At 51.8% G+C, this 23979-nt stretch carries 22 protein-coding genes; 11 read left to right on the top strand and 11 right to left on the bottom strand.

All coding sequences use genetic code 11. The annotated features are described in order from the left end of the window. Window positions 1–31: 31 nt before the first annotated feature. Window positions 32–2038 (top strand): beta-galactosidase, encoded by a 2007-nt coding sequence (locus NYE29_RS05170; RefSeq protein WP_083675585.1) that lies wholly within the window; start codon window positions 32–34, stop codon window positions 2036–2038. Between the two features lie 392 nt (window positions 2039–2430). Here NYE29_RS05170 and NYE29_RS05165 read toward each other — a convergent pair whose 3' ends face one another. After that, window positions 2431–3291 carry an AraC family transcriptional regulator gene (locus NYE29_RS05165; protein ID WP_340894697.1) on the bottom strand — a complete coding sequence of 287 codons (861 nt, stop codon included), beginning with the start codon at window positions 3289–3291 and terminating at the stop codon, window positions 2431–2433. 94 nt (window positions 3292–3385) lie between these two features. Between NYE29_RS05165 and NYE29_RS05160 the strand changes: the two genes are divergently transcribed. Continuing rightward, window positions 3386–5416: a beta-galactosidase gene (locus NYE29_RS05160; RefSeq protein ID WP_076110376.1), complete on the top strand. Its 2031-nt coding sequence runs from the start codon at window positions 3386–3388 to the stop codon at window positions 5414–5416. A gap of 175 nt (window positions 5417–5591) precedes the next feature. Here the strand turns inward: NYE29_RS05160 and NYE29_RS05155 are convergent, their stop codons facing one another. Genes NYE29_RS05155 through NYE29_RS05145 form a run of 3 tightly spaced genes read right to left on the bottom strand, consistent with a single transcriptional unit; the run spans window position 5592 to window position 9570 of the window. Then, window positions 5592–6752 carry a Ger(x)C family spore germination protein gene (locus tag NYE29_RS05155; RefSeq protein WP_340894696.1) on the bottom strand — a complete coding sequence of 387 codons (1161 nt, stop codon included), beginning with the start codon at window positions 6750–6752 and terminating at the stop codon, window positions 5592–5594. 25 nt (window positions 6753–6777) lie between these two features. Continuing rightward, on the bottom strand, window positions 6778–7881 hold the full coding sequence (locus tag NYE29_RS05150; RefSeq protein WP_076110374.1) for a GerAB/ArcD/ProY family transporter: 1104 nt from the start codon (window positions 7879–7881) through the stop codon (window positions 6778–6780). A 24-nt stretch (window positions 7882–7905) separates the two neighbouring features. After that, entirely contained in the window at window positions 7906–9570 is a 1665-nt protein-coding gene (locus NYE29_RS05145; RefSeq protein WP_076110373.1) for a spore germination protein, read from the bottom strand. A gap of 225 nt (window positions 9571–9795) precedes the next feature. Here NYE29_RS05145 and NYE29_RS05140 point away from each other — a divergent pair, with 225 nt between their 5' ends. Continuing rightward, window positions 9796–10353 carry a DUF1273 domain-containing protein gene (locus NYE29_RS05140; RefSeq protein ID WP_076110372.1) on the top strand — a complete coding sequence of 186 codons (558 nt, stop codon included), beginning with the start codon at window positions 9796–9798 and terminating at the stop codon, window positions 10351–10353. Window positions 10354–10366: 13 nt separating this feature from the next. Beyond that, entirely contained in the window at window positions 10367–10684 is a 318-nt protein-coding gene (locus tag NYE29_RS05135) for a YciI family protein (protein WP_081965684.1), read from the top strand. A 12-nt stretch (window positions 10685–10696) separates the two neighbouring features. On the opposite strand, the gene NYE29_RS05130 is transcribed toward NYE29_RS05135, so the two are convergent. After that, entirely contained in the window at window positions 10697–12154 is a 1458-nt protein-coding gene (locus NYE29_RS05130; protein WP_076110371.1) for an amidase family protein, read from the bottom strand. 67 nt (window positions 12155–12221) lie between these two features. Between NYE29_RS05130 and NYE29_RS05125 the strand changes: the two genes are divergently transcribed. After that, entirely contained in the window at window positions 12222–12794 is a 573-nt protein-coding gene (locus tag NYE29_RS05125; RefSeq protein ID WP_340894695.1) for a DUF6612 family protein, read from the top strand. Window positions 12795–12912: 118 nt separating this feature from the next. Here the strand turns inward: NYE29_RS05125 and NYE29_RS05120 are convergent, their stop codons facing one another. The 3 genes from NYE29_RS05120 to NYE29_RS05110 form a co-directional block, all read right to left on the bottom strand. Further along, window positions 12913–13410, bottom strand: a complete 498-nt coding sequence (locus tag NYE29_RS05120) for a hypothetical protein (protein WP_340894694.1) — start codon at window positions 13408–13410, stop codon at window positions 12913–12915. A 90-nt stretch (window positions 13411–13500) separates the two neighbouring features. Beyond that, on the bottom strand, window positions 13501–14901 hold the full coding sequence (locus tag NYE29_RS05115) for a sensor histidine kinase (RefSeq protein ID WP_076110368.1): 1401 nt from the start codon (window positions 14899–14901) through the stop codon (window positions 13501–13503). Beyond that, window positions 14889–15569 carry a response regulator transcription factor gene (locus tag NYE29_RS05110; protein WP_076110367.1) on the bottom strand — a complete coding sequence of 227 codons (681 nt, stop codon included), beginning with the start codon at window positions 15567–15569 and terminating at the stop codon, window positions 14889–14891. Before NYE29_RS05110 ends, NYE29_RS05115 begins: the two co-directional genes overlap by 13 nt. Window positions 15570–15759: 190 nt before the next feature. On the opposite strand from NYE29_RS05110, the gene NYE29_RS05105 reads away from it, so the two are divergent. After that, window positions 15760–16494: a YceI family protein gene (locus NYE29_RS05105; protein ID WP_076110366.1), complete on the top strand. Its 735-nt coding sequence runs from the start codon at window positions 15760–15762 to the stop codon at window positions 16492–16494. A 262-nt stretch (window positions 16495–16756) separates the two neighbouring features. Here NYE29_RS05105 and NYE29_RS05100 read toward each other — a convergent pair whose 3' ends face one another. Then, window positions 16757–18850 (bottom strand): peptidoglycan D,D-transpeptidase FtsI family protein, encoded by a 2094-nt coding sequence (locus NYE29_RS05100; protein ID WP_083675590.1) that lies wholly within the window; start codon window positions 18848–18850, stop codon window positions 16757–16759. 174 nt (window positions 18851–19024) lie between these two features. Here NYE29_RS05100 and NYE29_RS05095 point away from each other — a divergent pair, with 174 nt between their 5' ends. From NYE29_RS05095 to NYE29_RS05080, 4 genes are all read left to right on the top strand, one after another. After that, complete coding sequence (locus tag NYE29_RS05095; RefSeq protein ID WP_076110364.1) at window positions 19025–19414, top strand: (deoxy)nucleoside triphosphate pyrophosphohydrolase; 390 nt, start codon at window positions 19025–19027, stop codon at window positions 19412–19414. A gap of 44 nt (window positions 19415–19458) precedes the next feature. Further along, window positions 19459–19788 carry a nucleoside triphosphate pyrophosphohydrolase gene (locus NYE29_RS05090; RefSeq protein WP_340894691.1) on the top strand — a complete coding sequence of 110 codons (330 nt, stop codon included), beginning with the start codon at window positions 19459–19461 and terminating at the stop codon, window positions 19786–19788. A 49-nt stretch (window positions 19789–19837) separates the two neighbouring features. Continuing rightward, entirely contained in the window at window positions 19838–20188 is a 351-nt protein-coding gene (locus tag NYE29_RS05085; protein ID WP_076110362.1) for a DUF1648 domain-containing protein, read from the top strand. Window positions 20189–20270: 82 nt separating this feature from the next. Further along, entirely contained in the window at window positions 20271–21269 is a 999-nt protein-coding gene (locus tag NYE29_RS05080; protein WP_076110361.1) for a Gfo/Idh/MocA family protein, read from the top strand. 109 nt (window positions 21270–21378) lie between these two features. On the opposite strand, the gene NYE29_RS05075 is transcribed toward NYE29_RS05080, so the two are convergent. Both NYE29_RS05075 and NYE29_RS05070 read right to left on the bottom strand, forming a co-directional pair. Beyond that, a complete protein-coding gene (locus NYE29_RS05075) occupies window positions 21379–22095 on the bottom strand; it encodes a glycosyltransferase (protein WP_076110360.1) in 717 nt (238 codons plus the stop codon). Next, window positions 22092–22832: a glycosyltransferase gene (locus tag NYE29_RS05070; RefSeq protein ID WP_076110359.1), complete on the bottom strand. Its 741-nt coding sequence runs from the start codon at window positions 22830–22832 to the stop codon at window positions 22092–22094. The genes NYE29_RS05075 and NYE29_RS05070 overlap by 4 nt, the downstream gene beginning before the upstream one ends. A gap of 141 nt (window positions 22833–22973) precedes the next feature. Between NYE29_RS05070 and NYE29_RS05065 the strand changes: the two genes are divergently transcribed. Beyond that, window positions 22974–23900, top strand: a complete 927-nt coding sequence (locus tag NYE29_RS05065; protein ID WP_076110358.1) for an ADP-ribosylglycohydrolase family protein — start codon at window positions 22974–22976, stop codon at window positions 23898–23900. Window positions 23901–23979 lie beyond the last annotated feature (79 nt).

Genomic DNA, 23979 nt, shown 5'->3' with positions numbered 1-23979 from the left:
TGGATGGATGAGAACGGGAGGAGAGGAAGATATGACACTGAACAGTTATAACGCAGTGCAGGTCGGCGTCGATTATTACCCGGAACACTGGGATGAGTCCTTGTGGGCAGCGGATATTCAGTTAATGAAGGAAACCGGGGTCAAGGTGGTCCGGGTTGCTGAATTCGCATGGAGCCGTTTAGAGCCAAGGGAAGGTTTCTTTGATTTTGCATGGCTGGACCGGGCTATGGAGCTGTTCCATCAGTACGGATTGCAGGTTGTGATCGGAACACCGACTGCCACTCCGCCGCGCTGGCTCACCACCACCTATCCGGATGTACTTCCGGTCTTTGCCGATGGGCAGACGTTCCATCCTGGCGTGCGCGGGCACCGCTGTTATAACAGCGCTTCCCTGCGGGAATATGGCAGCCGGATTATCGAAAAGCTGGCCCGCCATTACAGCGGTCATCCTGCTGTGATCGGCTGGCAGACCGACAATGAATTCGGTATGATTGACTGCCACTGCAAGACTTGCTATGAAGCTTTCCGCAGCTGGGTTAGGCAAAAGTACGGCACGCTGGAGAACGTGAACACAGCATGGGGAACGGTAGTCTGGAGCGGGGAGTATAGCGACTGGAATGAGCTGACGGTACCGCTGGGCGGCTCGCCGTTCCAGAATCCGTCGTTCCTGCTGGATTTTCAGCGTTTTCAATGGGATTCGGTTGTCCGGTTCCAGAAGACGCAGATTGATTCGCTGCGGAGGATTTGCCCGGAGCATTTTATTACCCATAACTTTCACAGTTATCCGCAGCGGCTGGATATGTATGCAGTGGGCACCGACCTCGATGTGGCGGCATTCGACTATTATCCGAACACCTCACCGGACAAACAAGAGACAACGCCCTATAGCGGAGCGTTGTCTCTGGACGTCACACGCGGGATCAAACGGCAGAACTTCTGGATCATGGAGCAGCTCAGCGGCTCACCAGGCTGCTGGATGCCGATGTGGCGGACACCGTATCCGGGTTTTATCCGCGCCTATGCCTGGCAGGCGATTGCCAGAGGTGCGGATACGATCGTGCATTTTCGCTGGAGAAGTGCTGTCGCCGGGGCCGAGCAATACTGGCATGGCCTGATTGACCACAGCAATGTTCCGGGCCGCCGATTCGCTGAGTTCAGCCAGCTCTGCGGAGAAGTAAACGGCCTCAGCGGCAGGCTGCAGGGTACTGTGCTGAAGCATGAAGTGGCGATTCTGCATTCCCATGAGCAGAAGGCCGCGCTGGACATCCAGCCACAGGCCCAGGGTCTGGACTATTACGAGAACATCAAGCAGGCTCACCGGGCACTTACGAAGCTCGGGATTGGCTGCGATGTAATCCGTGCCGGGGAACCACTGGATGGTTATAAGGTCGTCATCGCGCCAAGCCTGTACGTGCTGGGCGAGACGCTTGCGGAGCAGCTTGAAGCTTATGCGGCGGCAGGCGGCGTACTCATTCTGACGAACCGCAGCGGCGTTAAGGACAGCAACAACATCTGCGTCATGCAGCCGCTGCCGGGATTGTTAAGCCGGGCAGCAGGTGTCCGGGTTGGCGAATATGATCCTGTCGGCCTGGAAGTCCATACCCTAGTGGACCCTGAAGGGAACTCCTTCGAATGCAGCCAGTGGTGCGATCTGCTGACACCGGTCACGGCGGTGCCTGTCGCCTGGTACGGCGATGATTTCTACGCCGGAATTCCGGCTGTCACTGTCAACAGCTTCGGGAAAGGGCAGGTGTATTACTTCGGAACCCATGCCGAAGAACGCTACTGGTCACTGCTGCTTGCCGATTTGGCCGGTAAGTACGGAGTAACCCGCTTTGCCGGTCTGCCGGATGGCGTGCAGGCCACGATCCGCAGCGGAGAGAACGGCAGCTTCCTGTTCCTGCTGAACCTGAACCGGATGCCGCAAACCGTGCCGCTTCCGGGCAGTTATTCAAGCGTGCTCTGTAACGGCGAGATCCGCTCGGGCGAGCTGCAGATGGAGGCTTACGGGGTGGAGATTCTGGAGCTGGCGGAGTAGCAGGAAGAGTGAAAGTAACAGACTCGTTGTAAGTTAGGCTCAGGGGAGCGAGGTTGGCTTTCATTAACTATTTCATTGCAGTTTGTACAGTAGATTCCGCGTACAAGGCAGGGGCAAGCAAGTCAATTGCACTTTGTGCAGCAGAATTCAACCAAAGGGCTATTTGGATCGAATTCCGCTGAATCTGCTGCATGAAATGCAATAGAATCAGAATAAAGGCCAAATCGGGCCGGATCTGCTGCACAAAGTGCAGCAGAAGTAATTGTGGGCGGAGTGAGAGATAGGATTCCTGAAGATAGCAGCGGCTGAATGTCCAAGCGTTCCTCGGAGTGAGTATAAATCTCCTCCCACGCCTCACCAGTTTACCAATAGCACTTCGCGCTTGTTAGCTGTTAGTGGAGCTTCCTAAATTGCTCCGGTGTAGTCGCCGACTGCTTGCGGAAGGTGGCCACGAAGTGGCTGACATCGCGGAAGCCAACCAGCTTTGAGATAGCTTTTACCGTCAGGTCAGGCTGGGTGACGAGTAGTTCCTTGCTCTTGCGGATGCGCAGGCGGACGAAATAGGCGTAGGGAGACAGGCCAAAGGTCTGCAGAAACAGGCTGTTAAGATAACGACCGGACACCTCAAGCTGGGACGCGAGATCATAAAGTCCGATATCGGGATCGCCATAATGGACATCCATCCATTTCAGCAGCGGCTGCAGCTTGTCCACATTGCGGGAAATGGAAGTATTGTTATGCAGCCGGCCGTATTTGCTCAAGGTAAGCAGGAAGCGGTAAGCGTCGGTGGAGACGCCCAGGCTGAACATATCGCCCGAAGCGTCATGGCGGTCAAGCATCTCCTTCAGCATATGAGGAAGCGGGGCTTCGCTTTCCCACCGGTAGAAGGAATTGGCGCCCATGCCCAGCGACTCCAGGATGTGCCGGGCTGAGCTGCCGCCGAAGGTGAGATAATAGGTGCACCATAGATGTGGTGTTAGCGATTCATAGCGGTGCGGAGTTCCGGGCAGCAGCAGAACGCCGCTGCCTTCGGAGAGCGTGATTTTTTTGTTCTCAAAATATATAATGCCTTCGCCCTGGGCCGTCTGCAGCCAGTGATAGGTGTCGTAGCCTTCGGGGCGGGATACTTTTTCCTGATCGGGGTTAAAGCCCATACTGTCCAGAGTAATGGGTAACTGCTGTCCGCCCTCTTGGGCAAACACAATTCTGCGTACCGCTGTCGCTGGCACAATCATCATCTCCCGTAGTTCCATATTGTTATATGCAAGGACCTTATTTTTATATTTAAAGCGACACGTTAACCGTTTAGAATAAATATATACTTATACTATAAAGGATGTGCGAAGTGTGATCAACGATAAATTGCCAAAGATTTGGTATGGTGGAGATTACAATCCCGAGCAGTGGGATGCCCCGGTATGGGCTGAGGATGAACGGATGTTCAAACTCGCGGGAATTGATGTCGCGACAATTAATGTATTCTCCTGGGCACTGATTCAGCCGTCGGAAGACACTTATGATTTCTCCGGCCTGGATGAATTGATGGACCGCTTATATAAGAATGGAACCTATGTATGTCTGGCAACAGGAACCGGGGCACATCCAGCCTGGATGGCTCACCGTTATCCCGAAGTGACCCGCGTCGATGTGCAGGGCAGAAAACGCAAGTTCGGCGGCCGTCATAACTCCAATCCGAACAGTGCGGTATACCGCAAATATGCGGCTAAACTGGCAGGTAAGCTGGCTGAGCGCTATAAGGATCATCCGGGTCTTGTGGCTTGGCATATTTCCAATGAATACGGCGGCTATGACTATTCCGAGCAGTCCGCCGCTGCTTTCCGTGTCTGGCTGAAGGAACGCTACGGTTCACTGGATGGCTTGAACAAAGCCTGGAATACCCGTTTCTGGGGTCATACCTTCTATGATTGGGAAGAAATTGTCGTTCCCAATGAACTCAGCGAAGAATGGAACGGCAACCGCACCAACTTCCAGGGGATTTCCCTCGATTACCGCAGATTTATGTCTTACAGTTTGCTGGAATGCTACAAGATTGAATACGATGCCATCAAGGAGCATAGCACTAACATCCCTGTTACTACCAACCTGATGGGCTTCTATCCCGAACTCGATTATTTCGAATGGGCCAAGCATCTGGACGTGATCTCATGGGACAACTATCCATCGCTGGATACACCGGTCAGCCACACGGCCATGACGCATGACCTGATGCGCGGCCTCAAGAACGGCCAGCCCTTCATGCTGATGGAGCAAACGCCAAGCCAGCAGAACTGGCAGCCGTACAACTCTCTGAAGCGCCCGGGCGTAATGCGCCTGTGGAGCTACCAGGCTGTAGCGCGCGGCGCTGACACCGTCCTGTTCTTCCAGCTCCGCCGCTCCATCGGCGCTTGCGAGAAGTATCATGGCGCGGTTATTGAGCATGTAGGACATGAGCACACCCGGGTCTTCCGTGAATGCGCTGAGCTTGGCAAAGAGCTGGAGCAGCTTGGGGATCAACTGCTGGATGCACGCAGCCAGGCGCAGGTTGGGATTATTTACGACTGGGAAAACCGCTGGGCGCTTGATCTATCGAGCGGACCATCCGTAGCACTGGACTATGTTAACGAAGTGCACAAATATTATGACGCACTGTACCAGCAGAATATCGAAGCTGATATGATTGGCGTTGAAGAGAACCTGTCCAAGTACAAGATTGTAATCGCACCGGTGCTGTATATGATCAAGCCGGGATTTGCCGAGAAGGTTGAAGCCTTTGTGAAGGCTGGCGGCACGTTCATTACCACTTATTTCAGCGGCATCGTGAACGAAAATGATCTGGTTACGGTGGGCGGTTATCCTGGAGAACTGCGCAAGGTGCTCGGCATCTGGGCCGAGGAAATTGATGCCCTGCTGCCGGGCATGAGCAATGAAATCGTCATGAACAAGGAATGGGGAACGTTAAGCGGTTCCTACAAATGCGGTCTGCTATGCGATCTGATTCACTCTGAAGGTGCCGAAGTGCTGGCGCAGTACGGCTCGGACTTTTACAAAGGCATGCCGGTATTGACTGCGAACAGCTTTGGTGAAGGTAAGGCCTATTATGTGGCCAGCAGTCCTGAAGTTGGATTCCTGCAAGGATTCCTTGCCAACCTGTGCGAAGAGAACGGCATCAAGCCGCTGGTAAGCGCGCCTGAGGGCATTGAATCCGTTCAGCGTGTGAAAGATGGCGTGTCCTATCTGTTCCTGCTGAACCACAAAGAAGGCGATCTCAGTGCAGACATCGGCGCAGCTGAACGCACCGACCTGCTGACTGGCAAGAGTTTCAGCGGCTCCACCGTTGTTCCAGGCCGCGGCGTCCTGATTTTGTCTGACAAGAACTAAACGAGAGTGCAATAAGGGCTGTCTCCAAAGTGGATATTTCTATTCATGAGGCAGTCCTGGTTATTTTCACACTGTAAAAAAACAGCAGAGCAGCAGTTCACCCTTCACGGGAGAATCGCTGCTCTGCTGTTTTTTGCCTTTGTGCGGCTAAGGTCAGCATATTGAAACTCCATGTTTACTCTTCAGTAAAAGAACCGAATTCCGTTATTTTCAAGTCATATTTGAAACTTATCTTCGACCGGCTGAACGTATCGTCCCAATGCTCCATAACCTTCTTCCATTCCGCAGGATGCTGGATGCTGAGCGTTTCGCCGAAGCTAGCGACATCCGCTTTATAATCGTTTTGCAGCTTCTGCATCAGCTTTTGCATCATCTGCGCCAGCTTCTCCTGAAATACACGGCCGACTTTTTCTGAATACTCAGCTGAAGTAGGATAACTCTTTTTGTTCCAGGTTTCTATCAGTCGGCCCTCGGTACGAATAGAAACTTCGAATGAAATGTCGTCCCCGTCTACAATGGCCTTGATTTTGCTCTTCATTGCCTTCATTTCGTAGGTCATCGGCTCATTATCCCAGTCATAGGCTTTGATCGCACCGCTTGTACCCTTACCGGTCAGCCAGGAGAGGCACTCCGTGTCCTCCTCTGACAAGGTTCCGATCCAGTGGCCAGTATCCCCTTTAATAATTGCAGCACCCGAAAACTCCGTATCTCCATCCACTGTAATGAGGTTTTGCAGAGCATAACTCTTCTTGGAATGCATGAGTGCATCCAATTGTGACAAAATGACCGGACTCAGCACCTTGCTTGTCCTGAATCGATTACTGATCATTTCTTTGATATGAAAGGAAGGGATTGCATCGGTTCGCTTGGAGATGAGCGTGTCATCTGCGCGGCCTTGACTGATAAACACCATCGTACTCGGACGGATGTCATTGTCGCGGAGCACAAAATCCATAAGCTGATCCATACTCTGCTGCTTGAGCAGATCAGCCGATACTATAATGACCTTGAGATGGTGCCCGATGATCGGCCGTTCGTTGCGAATCGAGAATTCACGGAAGATCTCAAGCACGGAATCACCCGTCCCCGATACATTGACATAAGGAGCGGTCTGCTGGCCCCCCTGTTTTTCCGTTGTACCTGTCGATTTAACTGGAACAATCTGTATCGTTACCGTAACCAAGTTTTTCTTGGAATAGGTACCGCCTTGCTCCTCCAGCTTTTGTTCTGCGGTAGTGAGATTGCCCGTGTCCAAGGAAAGGCCTGAATACAGTCCCAGGTCTTCAATCTCTCTGCTGCTCCAGCATCCTGTCTGCGTAACCAGAAGCAGGAGCATGCAGAGGATGAGAGGAAATGTCCGCTTACACATGCTGCTTCAATCCTTTCGTGCGAATAAGCCAAATCACTGAGAGCATTACCGGCAGCAAAAGGAACAGTATGATTCCCATTTTGCCGATGGCGTCGCCGAGGGTAAACACATCACTAAGAGACTTAGGCACCATAGCGGAAATGAAAATGACCGGAACGAGCGCAAAAATCACCGGATGAATGGAAAGGCGGAAGATTTGGGAGATGCCCAGGGAGGCCTGAAAGAAGAAGCTGCTGAAGTTGCAGAACATTTGCATTAGCCAGATCACCATGAGCGGAAACTCCATGCGCTCGAAGAAAAATCCCGGGATTTCAAAACTTCGAATGAGATCAATGGTGGGCCAAGTGCTTGTAACAGCAGAATCTATCGAGAGGCCTCCGATGACCATAACTACCGTGAGAAGATACAGGAAGAGCGGGATGCCGATTCCCACCAGCATCGCTTTTAGCGCCTGCCGGGGATTCTGCATGAACGCAACGAGTGTCATGACGACTTCACAGCCGGTATAGACAAGCACTGTTGACCTTAGGCCGCTGAGCACGGGAAGAATGCCGTTGCCCAGAACCGGACGCAAATGCTTCATATCAAAAAGCTGCAGGCTGAACGCGTAAGAAGTGAGCAGAATCATGATACTGATCGGAAACACGACTTGAAAGACTCTGGAAATGGAATTAATGCCGCCGTACACGAGATAGGTGCCGACCCAGATAAAGGGAAGGATGATTGCCCATATCGGTGTGCCCTCCAGCAGAAAAAACAGTGTGACCTCCGCAAGCGAGCGGATTTCAAACCCTGCGATGATTAAGAAATAGATAATCAGAAGCAGACATAGAATACCTCCAGGAACCCGGCCAATGATTTTCCCGGCATATTGAAAAACCGTTTTACCGGGAAACTGCTGGCTGATCTTCACCATTAGAGCAATTACCGCCATAACAATCACACCACCCAGCAGCACGGACAGCCAGGAATCCGGAGTCTTCACACTTTGACTCACACTCCGCGGCAGCGTAAGTATACCGGCGCCAAGCACGGTATTGTTCAGGAACACAGCAGCCTGTGAAGCGGTGATTTTATCGTCTGAACGAGTAAACATAGTGCGGCCCCCTCTTGAATGTGATTATGACCTCCGTTTGGGTTTCTGTGTCTTCATCATGGCAGGTCTGCGTTTCATCAGTGCAATTGGTGCACGGATGAACAAATCCTTCCAATCCCTTGGGCGAAACGGCGATACCGGCGTCAGGTAAGGCACTCCGAAGCTCTTAAGCCTGGTAAGATGGCTGCAGATCAGCAGGAAAAACAGGATTGTGCCGAACATGCCGAGAACCGCAGCAAACATCATCCCGGCGAAACGGAGAAGCCGCAGGGTAATCCCGGCGCTGTACATCGGAATGGAGAAGGATGAAATGGCGGTGACGGCGACAACGATGACCAAAAAGGGACTAACAATACCCGCCTGCACCGCCGCATCCCCGATAATCAAACCGCCGACGATGCCCATAGCCGGTCCAATGGGCTTGGGCAGCCTGATCCCGGCCTCCCGTAAAATTTCAATCGATATCTCCAAAATCAGCACCTCGATCAGTGACGGGAAAGGTACCCCTTGCCGGGTCTTGATAATCGAGATTGCCAGCTCCGTGGGTATAAGCCCCGGATGAAATGAAATGAAGGAAATGTAAAGGGATGGAGCCATAAGTGCCAGAAAGGCGGCGGCGAAACGCAGCATCCGCAGAAATGATCCCGGCAGCCACCGGTCATAATAGTCTTCCGGAGATTGCAGCAGCATACTGAATGTCACCGGCACAATCAGCGCGAAAGGCGTCCCGTCCAGAAGAATGGCGATGCGGCCTTCCAGCAGGGCAGTTATAACTCTGTCAGGTCGCTCGGTACTCTGGACCTGCTGGAAAGGACTTAGGTAGTTGTCTTCGATCAACTGCTCGATATACCCCGATTCAGCGAGAAAGTCGATATCTATTTTGGAAATACGGGTCTGTACTTCCTCCAGCAGCTCCGGATTGACAATATCCTTGATGTAGGCAACCACCAAATCCCTTTGAACGCTGCTGCCAGCCCGGTACGTCTTCAATTCAAGCTGGTCGCTGAATCCCTGGCGGCGCAGCATGGAAGTATTCTCGCTCAGCACCTCGGAGAAGCCGAGTCGTGGTCCGCGCAGCAGTGCTTCTGAGACAGGTTCTGCTATCGCACGGTTCGGGCCTCCCGGAAGTTGGATCAGCAATCCCTTCGGCATTCCTTCAATCAGCAGAGCGGCATGTCCGAACAGGACGGATTTGTTGAGATCTTCCAGATTACCGGCTTCGCGCAAATTGCTGAAGGGCAGCAGATGTTCGGCGATGCCGGAAGCAGACAGGTTATCGGCGGTGGCCTCAAACATTAGAAACTGCATCATTTGCATATTAAGCAGCCTGTCGTTCTGCATGCCGTCCACATACATAAGCACTCCTTGAGTCTGCAGCTTTGTTAGCGTGAATTCTCTGAAGTGGAGATCACTGTTTCCGCCGATAGCCTCCTTAATAGAGTGAAGGTCGGCAGCGAAATTTCCGCTGAAGGCCGCTGCGGGAGAGGCGGTCTGCGGCAGGGCGGTATTTGATTGTGCTCTGCGGTTAGACATGTTCCCGTTGCCTGAGGACTGCGGTCCTCTTCCGCTGCCTACATAGGAATGCAAGGCTTTGTATAGACGGCTGGCAATTATGGGGACCAGCAGAGCAATTCCAGCCTGATAAAAAACTCCCCAGCCCGGGATGTAGGATAAGATCGATGCGAGCAATGAAATCACCCCCAGCTCTAAGAGTAAACAACTATGTAAATGAAGTTTTCCAAAGTTTGCTGCGGTTTAGTCATTTCTGTGAAAATATTATTAAACAAAAAACGGATGCCTCTGATTTTAAGAGCGCACCCATGTCTTCAGGTATATCAATTAGCGGAGAGGAATGTTGTATAATGCATAATAAAGAGGAGCAACAAGATTACCCGTTCAGGAAAGAGGCAGCAGATGAAAACCTTACTGGTAACAGGGTACCGTGCGCATGAGCTCGGTATTTTTGACAGCAAACATCAAGGTATTCCTTATATCAAAAAAGCACTTGCAGGCAGGTTGATTCCCCTCATTGAAGAGGGGCTGGAATGGATCATTACGCCCGGACAATACGGGGTGGATCTTTGGGCATGCGAGGTGGTGCTTGAGCTGAAAGTGCAGTATCCCGGACTGAAGCTGGGCATTATTACAGCCCATGCCGCACCGGAAGAGAAATGGAAGGAGGAGAAGCAGAATGAATACCGGCGGATCATTGCCGGAGCGGATTACTACGGGGCTGTAAGCAATGCTCCTTATGACGGAAGCTGGCAATTCCGGGCCAGGGATGAACTGCTGTTCCGCAAGAGCGACGGCATTCTGCTCTTCTATGATGAGGACGCTGCCGAAGGAAGCCCGAAGTATTTTAAGGAGCGGGCATTGAAGCTGCATGCGGAGGGGGATTATGGCCTGTTCCTGATGCATGCCGAGGAAATCCAGAATATCGCAGATGAAGAAAATCAACGTGAATATGAATGAGGAGGCAATACCAATGAATTCTGTTTATGAAGAAGATATTTGTTATGTCATTTTGTTAAGCCCGACCGAACAGGACCGCAGGGATATGGAAATTATACGGGGGCATGTGCGCCATCTGCAGGAGCTGGAACGCAGCGGGCAGCTGGTGATGTGTGGTCCGTTCAGCGATGCTCCTGGCGGGATGGTCATTATCCGCGCGGAATCGCGCGAAGAAGCAGTGGCCATTGCCGAACGTGACCCTTACATCCTCTCGGGCGTCCGCAGCTACGAGCTGCGCACCTGGGACCTGTCGCATGAAGGCAACAAGCATATGGGCATAGCTGCGGATTAACGAAAGTGCCGGTTAGATAAAGCTGCGCAGCGAAGGCGCTTTACGGACCTTATAATTCTGCTCGTACGCATAAGCCAGCTTGATCAGCATAGGCTCCTGGTAGGCTTGCGCCGAGAAGGTAACGCCGAAGGGGGCGCCGGCCGATGTATAGCCGGAAGGCACGACGATGGACGGATATCCCGCTCTTGAGGTAATCCGCGCACCGAAGTCGGCCGGGAACAGCAGAGCATCCAGCCGGTGCTCGCTCATGGTGGCGTCGATCCCCTGTTCCTTGCATAGCTTAAGGTCAGTGGCGCGGTCGCGCAGGTATTGCGGTTCCGTCAAGGTGCCGGAAGAGGTGTATTCAGCATCAATCAGCGTGGCTTGCCCGAACCTTAGCGTCTCGACCGGATGGGCATGATTGAAGTCGATAATGTCCTTCAGTGTGCGCATCGGAGCGCCTGGACCCAGACGGGCAAGATAGGCATTGATGGAGGTTTTGAATTCATTCAGCACAACGGAGGAATATTTGATCTCGCGTGCGGTCTTAATCTCAGCCGGGTCGATAATTGTCGCTCCAAGCTCACGCATTCTCTCCACGGAAGCGTTGAACAATGCCAGCTGCTCTTCCGTTAATTCTTCGAAATAATAATCCCGCGGAATTCCAATGCGTGCCCCCTGCAGCCCGTTTGGGTCGAAGAAGGCAGTATAATCTTCATGCAGTCTGCCCACGCTTGTTCCCATGGCGGCATCGCCGCTGTCCTTGCCGAGCATTGCATTCAGCAGCAGTACGGCGTCGCGGACGGTTCTTGCCATAGGTCCTGCAGTATCCTGTGTATTGGACAGCGGGAGGATGCCGGAGCGGCTGATCATGCCTACGGTCGGCTTAATCCCAATGATCGAGCCGAGATTACCGGGGTTGAGGATGGAGCCGGAGGTCTCCGTTCCTACGGACACTGTGCAGAAGCTGCAAGCTACCGCAACCGCAGAACCGGCGCTGGAGCCGCCTGTCGGTGTTGATATGTTATAAGGGTTCAGTACCTGTCCGCCCCGGGAGCTGTAGCCCGAAGGCATGCCGTTCGTCATGAAATTGGCGAATTCGGTCATGTTGGCTTTTCCCAGAATAACAGCCCCGGCTTCGCGCAGTTTAGTAACGATATAGGCATCCTCCCCGGCAAAAGAATCTGCCAAAGCCAGCGATCCCGCACTGGTATGCATTTTATCCCCTGTATTGATATTGTCCTTCAGTAAGACTGGTATGCCGTGCATCGGCCCCCGGGGACCCTGCTGCGAACGTTCTACATCCAGAGATTCTGCGATGAACAGTGCATCCGGATTGATCTCCAGCACGGAGTTGATCGTCAGGCCATTTTTGTCATGGTCGGCAATGCGTTCAAGATACATGAGCACCAGCTGCTTCGAAGTGATCTCTCCGGCAGCAAGCGCAGTTTGAATCTCCGTTATTGTAGCCTCTACGATTTCAAAACTCATACAGGTTCACGCTTCTTTCTCTCTTTGGTTTGTCGTTCTCCTTCATCTAACCATAGTTTGCCGTGTCTTGACAGCGTTCTTTTTACGACTCCCGGGGCAGGGAGAGCAAAAGATGGAGCAGTATATTACTGATGCCGGTTCTTTTAGCTTGGTCAATGGACAGTGGATAAAAATGCCTGCTGAAATGACTGAGCAAGTAATGTCTGCTATGCAGCAATCGGCCAGTCCTGAGAAGCAGCTGGAACAATTTAAGTCCATCACAGAATTTACGAAGGTCACCGAGGATGGCGAGGATTACGTTCTAACCGCTGAGGTATCAGGGGACAATGTGAAGGAACTGGCGAAAAGCTATATGAACCAGAGCGGCAGCGCGGACCCGCAAATGACGGCTTTGATGGATCAGATGGACATTAAGAGTATGACAATCGTCTATGGAGTTAATCAAAAAACATACCTGCCCACCCGCACGGATGTGGATATGGTCATGGATATGACCGCTGACAGCCAGAAAATCAGCATAGATATGAAGATGAAAAATGAGATCGGGCAGCATAATGAAATCAAGGCCATCGAGGTCCCGAAGGAAGCTTTGCAGGCAAAGGAAATACAGACGCCTTCAGCAACAGCAGCAGTAAAGTAACAACCGCGGCTGCAACAGAGTAAATAATAACAATCGCAAGACAAAGCAAAGCCCGGCAAAGGTCATAAGAACCTTTCCGGGCTTTGCTTTGTTGATTTAATAGGGGCGGAATATAGGGCTATTCCGCCGGGGCAGGGACAAAACCTTCTTCCGTCAGATACTCTTCAGCTTCCTGGATCGTCTCGAAGGCCATCTCAAGCTGAAGCCCGGCGTAGAGGTACCAGAGATCTTCCTCCAGCTTCAGACTTAACGTATGTCCGTCTCCATTAACCCAAAGGGTATCGGTAACTGTGGCAGTTTTCTTTTTTCTTTTGCCCGGTGCAGTGACTTCCGGGATATACATGGACAAAGAGGTGATCGACGCATCCAGCAGCTCGCGCAGCTCAGACTCCGTATAGTCGCGGATATTCACAAGACCTTTGTCATCACTTTCGTAGCCCCGCAGGAGCCCGGCGAACACGTAGCCGTTGCCGTTAGGATGCAGGTGGGAAGCAACAGTTTTCTTCTCATGGCGGCTCTGCTCGAAGTGATAATTCACCCGCCCAAGCGATACATTACGTCGTTCAAGCTGGGGGTAGGAATCAAGAATAGCTAATTTTTGTTCAAAAGTAAGCATATACAGCCTCCGGTTCACGGTTTATTGTAAGTGATTATACCATGCGGAGGAGCGCCCGGACTACTTCTTGCGCTGGCTCTTGTTAGGGTGTCAGGGCGCCACGGGCAGTGTCAGCACGAAGCGGCAGCCTTGTTCATGGCCGCTGCCCAGCACCAGTGTTCCGCCCATCGCTTCGGCGAGCAGACGGCTGAAGGTCAGACCGAGGCCCAGTCCGCGCAGTGTGCTTTGCTTGTCGTTGCTGCGGAAGAAGGCTTCGAAGACCTTATCTCTATTATCCGGCGTAATCCCTGTTCCATTGTCCGCCACAGTAATTTCGGCGTGTCCGGCTGGAGCCAATAGGAGGCTGATGGTGAGCTGGAGGCTGCTTCCCGGTTTCTTGGCCTGCACGCTGTTATTCAATAAATTGACGATAATCTGCTGGATGCGCAGCGGATCACCCCGCAGGAACAGGGATTTCTCCGGCATGTGCAGCAGAGGTTCGTTGACATCTGCGCTCTGTGTCAGCTTCCATTGATAGATGATTTCCTCGAGCAGCGGAACTGCATCCAGCCTGTCGTGGCGGACGGCGACAATACCGGCAGTCAGGGCGTTGTAGTCGAGCAGGTCAGCGACCATACGCTGCAATCGGCTTGCTTCCAGCAAAGCGATATCAAGGAATTCCCCGGCTTCCTCCCCTTCGACCACACCTTCACGGACGGCATGGACCAGCCCTTTGATCGAAGTGACCGGTGTCTTCAGCTCATGGGAGACTCCGGCCAGCATAACCGCGCGTGACTGCTCGAATTGCTGCAGCTTTCCCGCCATCTCCTGAAAGGACATCAGCAGCTCGTGAATCTCACGTTCCTTAGCCCCTGTCTCCAGAACAATGTTATACTGGCCGCCGCTGATTTGTGCGGCGGCGGCGGCCACATTCTGAATCGGTTTGGCCAGCTTGCTGGAGAGGAGATAGATAGTCAGCCAGCTTAAGATGATCAGAAAGACGACGAGAATCAAGAAGAAGGTGATCTCTTCCTTCGGGATATGGCGCAGGGAACGTTTGGACTGCAGGACAATGACCTGCCCCAGCGCTTCACCGTCTCCTTGGATTTGGGCGACAGCAGCCTTGAACTCCGGGCTGCGGGAATCGTTTAACGTATCATTAAGCTTATGCCGCATCGCTTCATCGCTTAGCGGCGGCTCGGAGAACAACAGCTGTCCCTCCTTATCTGTAATGATCACGCACATTTCCACTGTTAATTTGAAGAAGCGCTTGCGGTCCTCAACGAGCTTGCTCAGAGTCGGACTGATGTTCATGTTTCCGTCCGTCCCGACACTGCGGTCGGCGATCTCCTGAGCCAGCAGACCGGTGGTCTGCATGCGGTTGTTCATCGCTTCCTGCTGAATCCACCAGAAAGTGACGAGTGCGGTGAGCAGGAGTCCGATGCTGATAATCAGCAGGTAGCGGACAGTCCAATAGAAGAGGATGGAGGTGCGTTTCTTCAGGTTGTCCATAATTGATACCCCGTTCCTCTGAGCGTGCGAATCTCCCCTTCATCCGCCGGCCAGTGCGAGAGTGCCTGGCGCAGTCTTTTGATCGACAGGTCTACGGCACGGTCGCTGCCCTCATAGTCCATTTCCCATACCTGCTCAATCAGCTGTTCTCTAGTGTAAATTTGATTCGGGCGTTCAGCCAAAAATAACATCACCGACATATCGCGCGGGCTGAGGCTGACCTCGGCACCGTTCAGGAAGAGGCTGCGTGCTGAAAAGTCGATGAACAGACTGCCGAAATGGCGTTTACGGCTGCCGTCAGACCACTGGGAAGGGCGGCGCAGCACTGCGTTTACGCGGGCTACTACTTCTTCCGGGATAAAGGGCTTGGACATATAATCGTCAGCGCCGCCGTCTAATCCGGCCAGCCGGTCATTGATGCCGTCCCGGGCTGTCAGCATGATGACAGGGCAGCTGCTTTTCTCGCGGATCAGGCCAAGCAGCTCGAAGCCGTCCATGTTCGGCAGCATAATGTCGAGCAGGATCAGAGCGGGAGGGGAAACTTCAAAGGCTTCCAGTGCGGCGCGTCCGTCGGCGGCGCGGGTTACGTGGAAGCCGGCTTTTTTGAGATAGGCACTAAGCACCCGGGCAATGGCTTCCTCATCTTCAACAATTAGAATCGACTTCATATCTAGTGCCTCCTTGAACACGTCCGGCAGGTTGACTGCCATACGGACAGCGGCTGCAGTTTAATTAAAATTTACGACAAGTTTACCACATTGTGCAGGCGTGTGCTTTGACTTATTCCCGACATATTGCTTTGTTAGAATGGGAAACAAGCCTAACAGGGCGCATAGAAAATGGATGGAGGGAATAAGGATGAACAAAAAAACATGGGTCTGGATTGCCACAGGAGTCGTTATCATCGGAGCCGTTACGGCCTTTGCCTTCTTGAACAACAGTTTGGGCAATAACGTTGAAATCGAGTCTGTTATTCCTGCACAGGAACAGGGAACGAATAGTGCGGGCACGGCTGCCGCGAACGCAAATGCAAATGCGAGTGGAGAAACAGCTTCCGGTGCTGCTGTTACAGCGGAACAATTGAACGGGGCCTGGAGTATTGCTGACACTTCCAAGGTCTATTGGTCGGTGACGACCTCCAAAGAGACAGTGAATTTTGTAAATGAAAAAGTTCAGGGAACCTGGAATGTGAATCTTGAGGATGCCGCCGCAATGACCGGGGAAGGGACTCTGGAGATGAGCGCGCTGGATTCCGAAAACGCTCAAAGAGATGAGCATGTCAAAAGCGATGATTACCTCGCGGTAACGCAGTTCCCGCAGTCGACCTTCACCGTGAAGTCGTTCTCCGAACTGCCGGTAGAATGGACGGAAGGCACCGCAGTACCCGTGGAAATGCAAGGGACACTCACGGTCAAAGGGATTGAGAAGGACGTGACTTTCCAGTCACAGGCCGTATACAGCGGAGGACAGCTTCTGCTGTCGGGAACAACAACCGTAACGTTTGAGGATTTCGGCATGGTAAGTCCACATTCCATCGTACTGGATACGGAGAACAATCTCGAAGTACGCTTGGAACTTACGCTTACTAAATAGAATATACAGAGTCTATCACGACTGTTTGTGCCTATCGCTCTTATAAGTGGAAGTCAACTTCAGTGCAGGGCTGTAAAAGGAAAAGAGCAGGGTTTCTCCCGTTATTGGAGAAACCCTGCTCTTTGTTTGTGGTTCAAACACTTGCTTTAAGAAGAGGAGGGGCTCGAACAAGTCCTCAAACTTTGAGAGTCACTTAATCTCCTTTGAATCGGTCCTACCGGCCCGGCCATTGCGTTACGGATATCAGGCCGGGCTGCTCTGACTAATGCCCCTCTTCCGCTGCTTCTCCATCGCTGGCAGTCTTGTCAGCCGCATCTTCCTTAGGGGGAATGCTCTTCTTCGGTGTGCCGTCCAGGCCATATTCCCAATCGTACGCGTCAAAAATTTTGCGGGCGACCGGTGCGGCACTGTTCGAGCCGAATCCCCCCTCGGGGATGACTACAGCCACAGCAAGCTTCGGATTCTCACGCGGAGCAAAGGCAATAAATACCCCGTTGTCGACTGTAAACTTCGTATTGACTCCATTGACTTTTCTGTAGTATTCCTGCTGGGAGGTTCCGGTTTTGCGTGCAAAGTCATAGGGGAAACCCTCAAATGCCTTAACGTCAGTATTCATTCCTTTAATAACTTCCCGCCAGTAGGACTTATCGAACTTCACTTCGTTCAGCACTTCCCTCCCGAACGTCTTTACGGTTTTGCCCGCCGAATCTGTGATTTTACTGACCAGCTGGGGTTTGATCCGTGTCCCCTGGTTTGCCAAGGTGGAAGCATATTGTGCTAACTGCAGCGCGGTGTAACGCCCCTGCTGCCCGAAGGAGGCAAATACCAGCGCCGATTGCGGACTGCCATTCTCAGCTTCGTCAAAATAATCGATGATGCCCTTGTGTTCTCCCGGCAGTCCGCTACCCGGAAATTCACCAAGTCCAAAATCTCTCATATATTTATCCCAGACCTTGACACCTTTTTCATGGTATTTCTCATAAAGCTTTTTGCCAATCATATCGATCATAAATACGTTGGAGGATTTCTCAATTGCTTTGGCAGGGGAACTAAAGTATCCGTAAGGATGACCGCCGGCATTGCGCACGGTTGTTTCGTGTCCTGCTCTGCCGAAGGTCGTGCTGCCTTTGTCCGTGTAGGTCGTGCTTGTTGTAATGAAACCTTCGTTCAGGCCGATCAATACGGTCAGCGGCTTGATGACAGAACCCAGGAAAACTGCCGATTCGAAGTTGTGGCCGGACCGCCCGGAAGAAATAGGTGTAATAGTACCGTTCAGATAATTTAGCATCAGTTCGTTCCATACCGATGGCGGAAGGGTACCCTTGGTCCACAGATTGGTGTCATAGTCCTCCATGCTGGCCATAGCTACAATATTACCGGTATCAACCTCCATGGCAACAGCGTAGCCGGTCTTGGCGTCGGGATGAACCTTTCCCTGTACCGGATTTCTGTGCACCCATTCAATCTGATCCAGGATAGCCTGCTCTGTCTTCAGTTGAACATTTTTGTTGATCGTGGTCCACAGGTCATTGCCTTTGACGGGTGGAACCACTTCCTCAATGCCTTCGGCTATGTTCTGTGCATTAACGCCTACCATCAGATATCCGTTGCGCCCGCGCAGTTCTCTTTGATACTGGAGTTCAAGACCGTCGTACCCGACAAACTCATCGTCCCTGTAAGCCAGACCGGGGTCTCCCTCATTTTTCATCGCCGCCAGGATGTTTCTATAAATATCCATGTCCGTTTTTTTGAACGGCTTGATATATCCAATCGTTTGTGAAGCTACCGTATCCTTGTCATAATGACGTTCATCCTCTTCACTTACCGTGAGATTGGGGTATTTGTCCTTGTGCTCCATGAAGTAGGCCACTTCTTTATTCGTTAGACCGCGTTTGATCGGACGCAGTATAAAGCCGGAATAAACTTTGGAATCCAGGTCCATGGCTTTCAGCACTGCTTCTTTGGTTAGTACTTCATCTTTAGGTACCTTGGCCCCATGTGTTGCGAAATCAGCTGCAAGCTCAGTTGCAAGAAGGCCGGCCTTGGCGACGGCCTCTGGAGTACGGGCAGTTTTTTTGGTCTTCTTGTCCGTCGAGGTTTCGGAATATTCTCTTGTTAAAGTAAAATATAAGGTCTGCACCGACGTCGAATAGGCCAGTTTCTCTCCAGCTTGGGCATAAATAGTCCCTCTGATTGAAGCAAGCGGTACACTTTTCGTATCCCTGCTTGTTTCCTCATCTTTGAGGGTAGGCCCTTCGACAAACTGTAGAATGGCAAGACGGACAATAATAATGCAGAATATAATAAACGTGCTGAAGAAAAACACATTGATGCGCAGACTAAGCGACTGGTTCATTTTTTGGTCATCAGATAAAGAATTTGATTTGAAAATAGACTTCACATGCAGCCTCCCCTACAGAGTAAATTGAGCCTGTTTGCAGATAGATTATTGAATGAAAATCAGACTTTACCATATTGTACCACAATATACCATCTAGTTTAAAAACGGATAACTATAGGAGGAAAAACGATGATTGAAGTAGCAGCGGCGATTATACATAATAAAGAAGGGCAGATATTGATTGCCCGCAGGCGGCAGGGCAAGTCGCAGGCCGGATTGTGGGAATTCCCCGGCGGCAAGCTGGAGGCCGGCGAAGATGTCCCGCAGTGTCTGCGAAGAGAGCTGATGGAGGAGTTGAATATCACCATACGTCCCACCGGGGCTTACGGGGTCAATGAGCATAACTATGGCAGTGTGCAGATCATGCTGATTGCCTGGAAAGCGGAGTTTCTGGAAGGGGAGATCAGTCTCAGCGATCATGATGAGTACAGCTGGGTGCTGCCTGCTGAACTGGAGAGTTTTGTTTTTGCTCCGGCCGATGTTCCTTTCGTAGAAAGATTGCTGAAAGAGTCCTGCTGATGCTGAGCTGAGCCGATATATAAATTTAAGGGAGTTGTTTGATTTTGGCTGAATATCCGAAGCTTGTGCGTGACGGCATTCCGGGGCTGATAACTTCTCAGGGACGAAGCTGTACTTCCCGAATACTGGAACCTGAAGAATACATAGAATATTTGCGCGCGAAGTTGCGCGAAGAAACGGCGGAGTACTTCAAGGCCGAAAGCGATGAGCATGCACTGGAGGAGCTGGCCGATATGCTGGAGGTCATCCGCGCTTTGGCACAAACTCATGGAGCGGACAGCAAAGTTCTGGAGAACATTCGTGCAGAGAAGGCGGAGCGCCGCGGAGCATTTAAGGAACGGATTTTGCTGCTGCAGCTGGAGGAAGCACACTAGCGGACAATGAGGGAGTTGCCGCATGATTTTTGGTGAGGAGGTACATCCCATGTTCAAAAAGAAAGTGACTTTTACGCTATGTATTATTTCTGCAATTATACCCATTGTGTTTTACATCTACCTTTACCCGCGGATGCCGGATTTTGTGCCAATTCACTATGATGGGGATGTAGTTGACCGGTTTGTAGACAAAGGGAGCTACGAGGTGCTGTTGATCAGTTTGTTCGGCTGGTGCGGTTTTGTGTTTATCCGGCTGCTGCATTGGCTGCTGCGAAAAGTGTTCATGCGCAGCTACATTGAGAATCTCGCTGTAGTGCACCGGACCTGGAATGCGGCAACGCTGCTTGTGACAGTGGGTTGCTCCGCGACTAGTATATGTGCGCTGCTTGCTATGGCATAGGCGCAACCCTAACTCTTTTACAGGAGAAGCGCAGTTTGATAGAATCAAAGGGACTAGCAATAGTCCCAAGGAGGAGATATTGGTGTCAGTGGATAACGCTTACAAAGTAAAATGGGGCATTCTCAGCACGGGCTGGATTGCCCACCAGTTCGCTACAGATCTGGCTCATGCCAGTAACGGGACCGCTTATGCCGTGGGATCACGTACGCAGGCAAGCGCTGATGAATTCGCCAAAAATCACGGCATCCCCGTGGCCCATGCCACTTACGAAGATTTGGTGAGCGATCCGGAAGTGGACGCCATCTATATTGGCACACCTCATCCGTTCCATAAGGACAATGTGCTGCTTGCGCTGCGCGCCGGCAAAGCCGTGCTGTGCGAGAAACCGTTCACCGTGAACAGCAGTGAATTGGAAGAAATTGTGGCGTATGCCCGCGAGCAGAAGCTGTTCCTGATGGAAGCCATGTGGAGCCGCTACATTCCTGCGAACGTCAAGGTCAGAGAATGGTTATCTTCCGGAAGGATCGGTGATGTTCGTCTGGTGAAGGCAGATCTCGGCTTTCGTTCCGACTGGAATCCGGAAGGACGTCTGCTGAACCCGGCGCTCGGCGGCGGTGCGCTGCTGGATGTCGGCATCTATCCGATTTCATTTGCTTCAATGGTCTTTGGGCCTCATCCAGAAACCATCTCCAGCACCGTACATATCGGTGATACCGGGGTGGATGAGCATTTCTCGCTGCTGCTGTCCTATGGCGACGGCAAAAGCGCTTCACTGAATGGCGGTATCCGTCTCAAAATGCTGGAGGAAGCCCATGTATTCGGGACAGAGGGCCATATCCTTGTCAAAGGAACACTGGTGAATCCTAAGTCAGCTGAGCTTTACATCGGCGGTGAGCTGGTCGAGACCTTTGAGGATGACCGTACCTCGATCGGATATTCCTTTGAAGCCGAGGAAGTGGGACGCTGTCTCCAGGCGGGACTTACGGAAAGCCCGGTGATGACGCTCGATGAGTCCGTAGCCATCATGAAGCTGCTGGATCAGGTCCGTGGACAATGGGGACTTAAGTATCCTGGTGAATAAGAGAGCAATACTGTTATAACAGATTGGCGGCCCCCGGAGAATGTTCACATCACTCCGGGGGCCGCTGTATATCGGGAGTCGGACAGGAGCTTCCCTATATACGGAAAGATTATCGGCAAATATACTTTTTGACATCCCGCACCTTCAGTACCTTCATATTTCCCTTGAGCAAAGATCTATCACTTATTATCCAGGTATGATCTTTGGAGTTCCTTCTGCGGATCGCCAGGAAATTGTAAGGACTTCCCGCGTAGATTTTAAATCCTTTGCGGAGGCTGCGGGAGCAGAACTTCACGCATTCATTCCGGTTTAGATCTGGAAAATCCACCTGCTCCAAAACAGCACGTTTGATGAGTAAGGTTGCCCCTTGTACCTGAGAAACATATTGATCAGCCCGTTTGGGATAACGGAGCAGGAGCAGTTTTTTACCGTTCAGGTACATGAAGTGGGCGCGTTTGCCGACAATATCGGCATTGGTATCCACCATACTGCGGCGGCTGCCGGACAGATAGCCAGGGACGTAATAATCATCATCGTCAAATTTGGCAATCAGCCCGTATCTGGCCATTTTCACGCCATAATTCAGGCAGGAACCCAGCGAGACATGCCCGGGCAGGCTATACACCCTCACATTAGGATATGGTAACGCGGCCCTGATATAATCGCTTAGCTTCAGGCTTGGATGATTCAAGATCACGATCAGCTCTTTATTCCTGTAATTCTGTCTGTCGTAATTGTGGAAAAGGGTGTCCATATTTTGTCGCCGTTTGGTGCACGTAATGACCGAAACCGCATCCTTCTCGTAAGCAAGATATGGGGAAATCATGAGCGGATATCCTTGGGCTTTTTCTGCACAAACTTTTTGTAATTTTTCACAGACGGAATCGTTTTATGATGAGCAATTAACTCTTTATCGCTGATGATCCAGGTATGATTAGAGGAGTTTTTCCGGCGGATGGCGACAAAGTTGTATTTTCCTGCGGAATACACCTTGTAGCCCATTTTTTTGCTCCTGATGCAAAATAGATCGTCTTCCCCAACGTTTCGATCCGGAAATTTCACTTTGCTTAATACGTTGCGCTTAATGAAAAGAGTAGCTCCCGGGAGTTTGCTTACGGGCCGGTTCTCATCATGTGGAAAGCGGAGAATCAGTGTTTTGGAGCCCTGCAGATACATATAATGCGACCGCTTGCCAATTACGTCGGCCTTTGTTCTGCGCAAGGCCTGCAAACTATCCGTCAAATAATAGGGGGCGTAATAATCATCATCATCAAATTTGGCAATATAGCTGTATTTCGCCTTCCGCACAGCGAAGTTTAGACAAGCGCCGAGAGAGGTAGAGGCAGGGATCCGGAAAATGTGTACATTGCGGAGCTTTTTGGCCTGCTTATAGTAGGACTCAAGCGGAATCTTATTGTTGTTCACGATGATGATCAGTTCTTTTGTCCGGTATTTCTGTCTATTGAAATTATTAAACAAGTTACGCAAATAACCTTGGCGGTTCGTGCAGGTGATAATGGAAACTCCCTGCTTGTTTAAAGAGCCTGCGGCACCGGCTTCCATTACATCGCTCCCTTTATCCGTGATCTTCCTTTACTATATATATGTGCACGGACAATGGCGGTAACGGCAGATGACGCGACAATGTACTGCCTATTAGGTATAACGTTGATATTTAGGAAATCATGCAAAGGAGGTACTGCAATGGGATTAGATATGGATCGTTATCAAGGCTGTCTGCAAGGGTTGGCGGTTGGAGATGCACTGGGGACCACAGTGGAATTCAAGGCCCCTGGCACGTTTGTGCCTATGGAGGATATCATAGGAGGCGGCGTGTTTGAACTGCTGCCCGGACAATGGACAGACGATACTTCGATGGCGCTTTGCCTGGCGGAAAGTCTGCTGGCGAAGCAGGGCTTTGACGCTGCTGATCAGATGCAGCGCTATACAGAGTGGTTCCGCGAGGGTTATCTGAGCAGCACGGGGGAATGCTTCGATATCGGCAACGCTACGCGGGCGGCACTGCAGCATTTCGAGGACACGGGGGAAGCTTACAGCGGATCGGAGGATCCCCGTTCAGCCGGGAACGGCTCGATCATGCGCCTGGCACCGGTGGTCATGTACTATGCGCAGCATCCTGCAGCTGCCATAGACTTTGCGGCACGCAGTTCAAGGACAACCCATGCCGCAGAAGAGTGTCTAAGCGCATGCCGCCTGATGGCCGCCTACATCCTCGCCGGGCTGCATGGCTGGCGCAAGGAAGAAATGCTGGCCCCTGATGCATTTGCCGAATGGCTTCAGCAGGACCTGCTGACACCGCATCTTGCCGACATTTATACCGGTTCTTATAAGCGGAAGGAGCCTCCGCAGATTCAAGGTACAGGTTATGTCGTTGAATCGCTGGAAGCGGCGCTGTGGGCTTTTCACAAATCGGCAAGCTTCGCCGAAGGTGCACTGCTCGCCGTTAATCTGGGGAATGACGCCGATACTACCGGCGCAGTCTACGGCCAAATTGCCGGAGCCTATTATGGTCTAAGCGGCATCCCGGCGGGCTGGGCCGGCAAGCTGGCGATGCAGGCGCTGATTAGCGACTACGCGGGGCGGCTGTTTACAGAGCGCACGGGGAGATAAGCGGGATAAGGGCCCCAAAAGCCCGCAGCGGGTTCGTTTACTCGGGACGGACTCAGGAGGCGCTATGGAGAGTAAAATC

This window comes from Paenibacillus sp. FSL M7-1046, assembly GCF_038007405.1.
GTDB lineage: Bacteria > Bacillota > Bacilli > Paenibacillales > Paenibacillaceae > Paenibacillus_AQ.
This window is presented reverse-complemented; position numbering and strand designations above follow the sequence as displayed.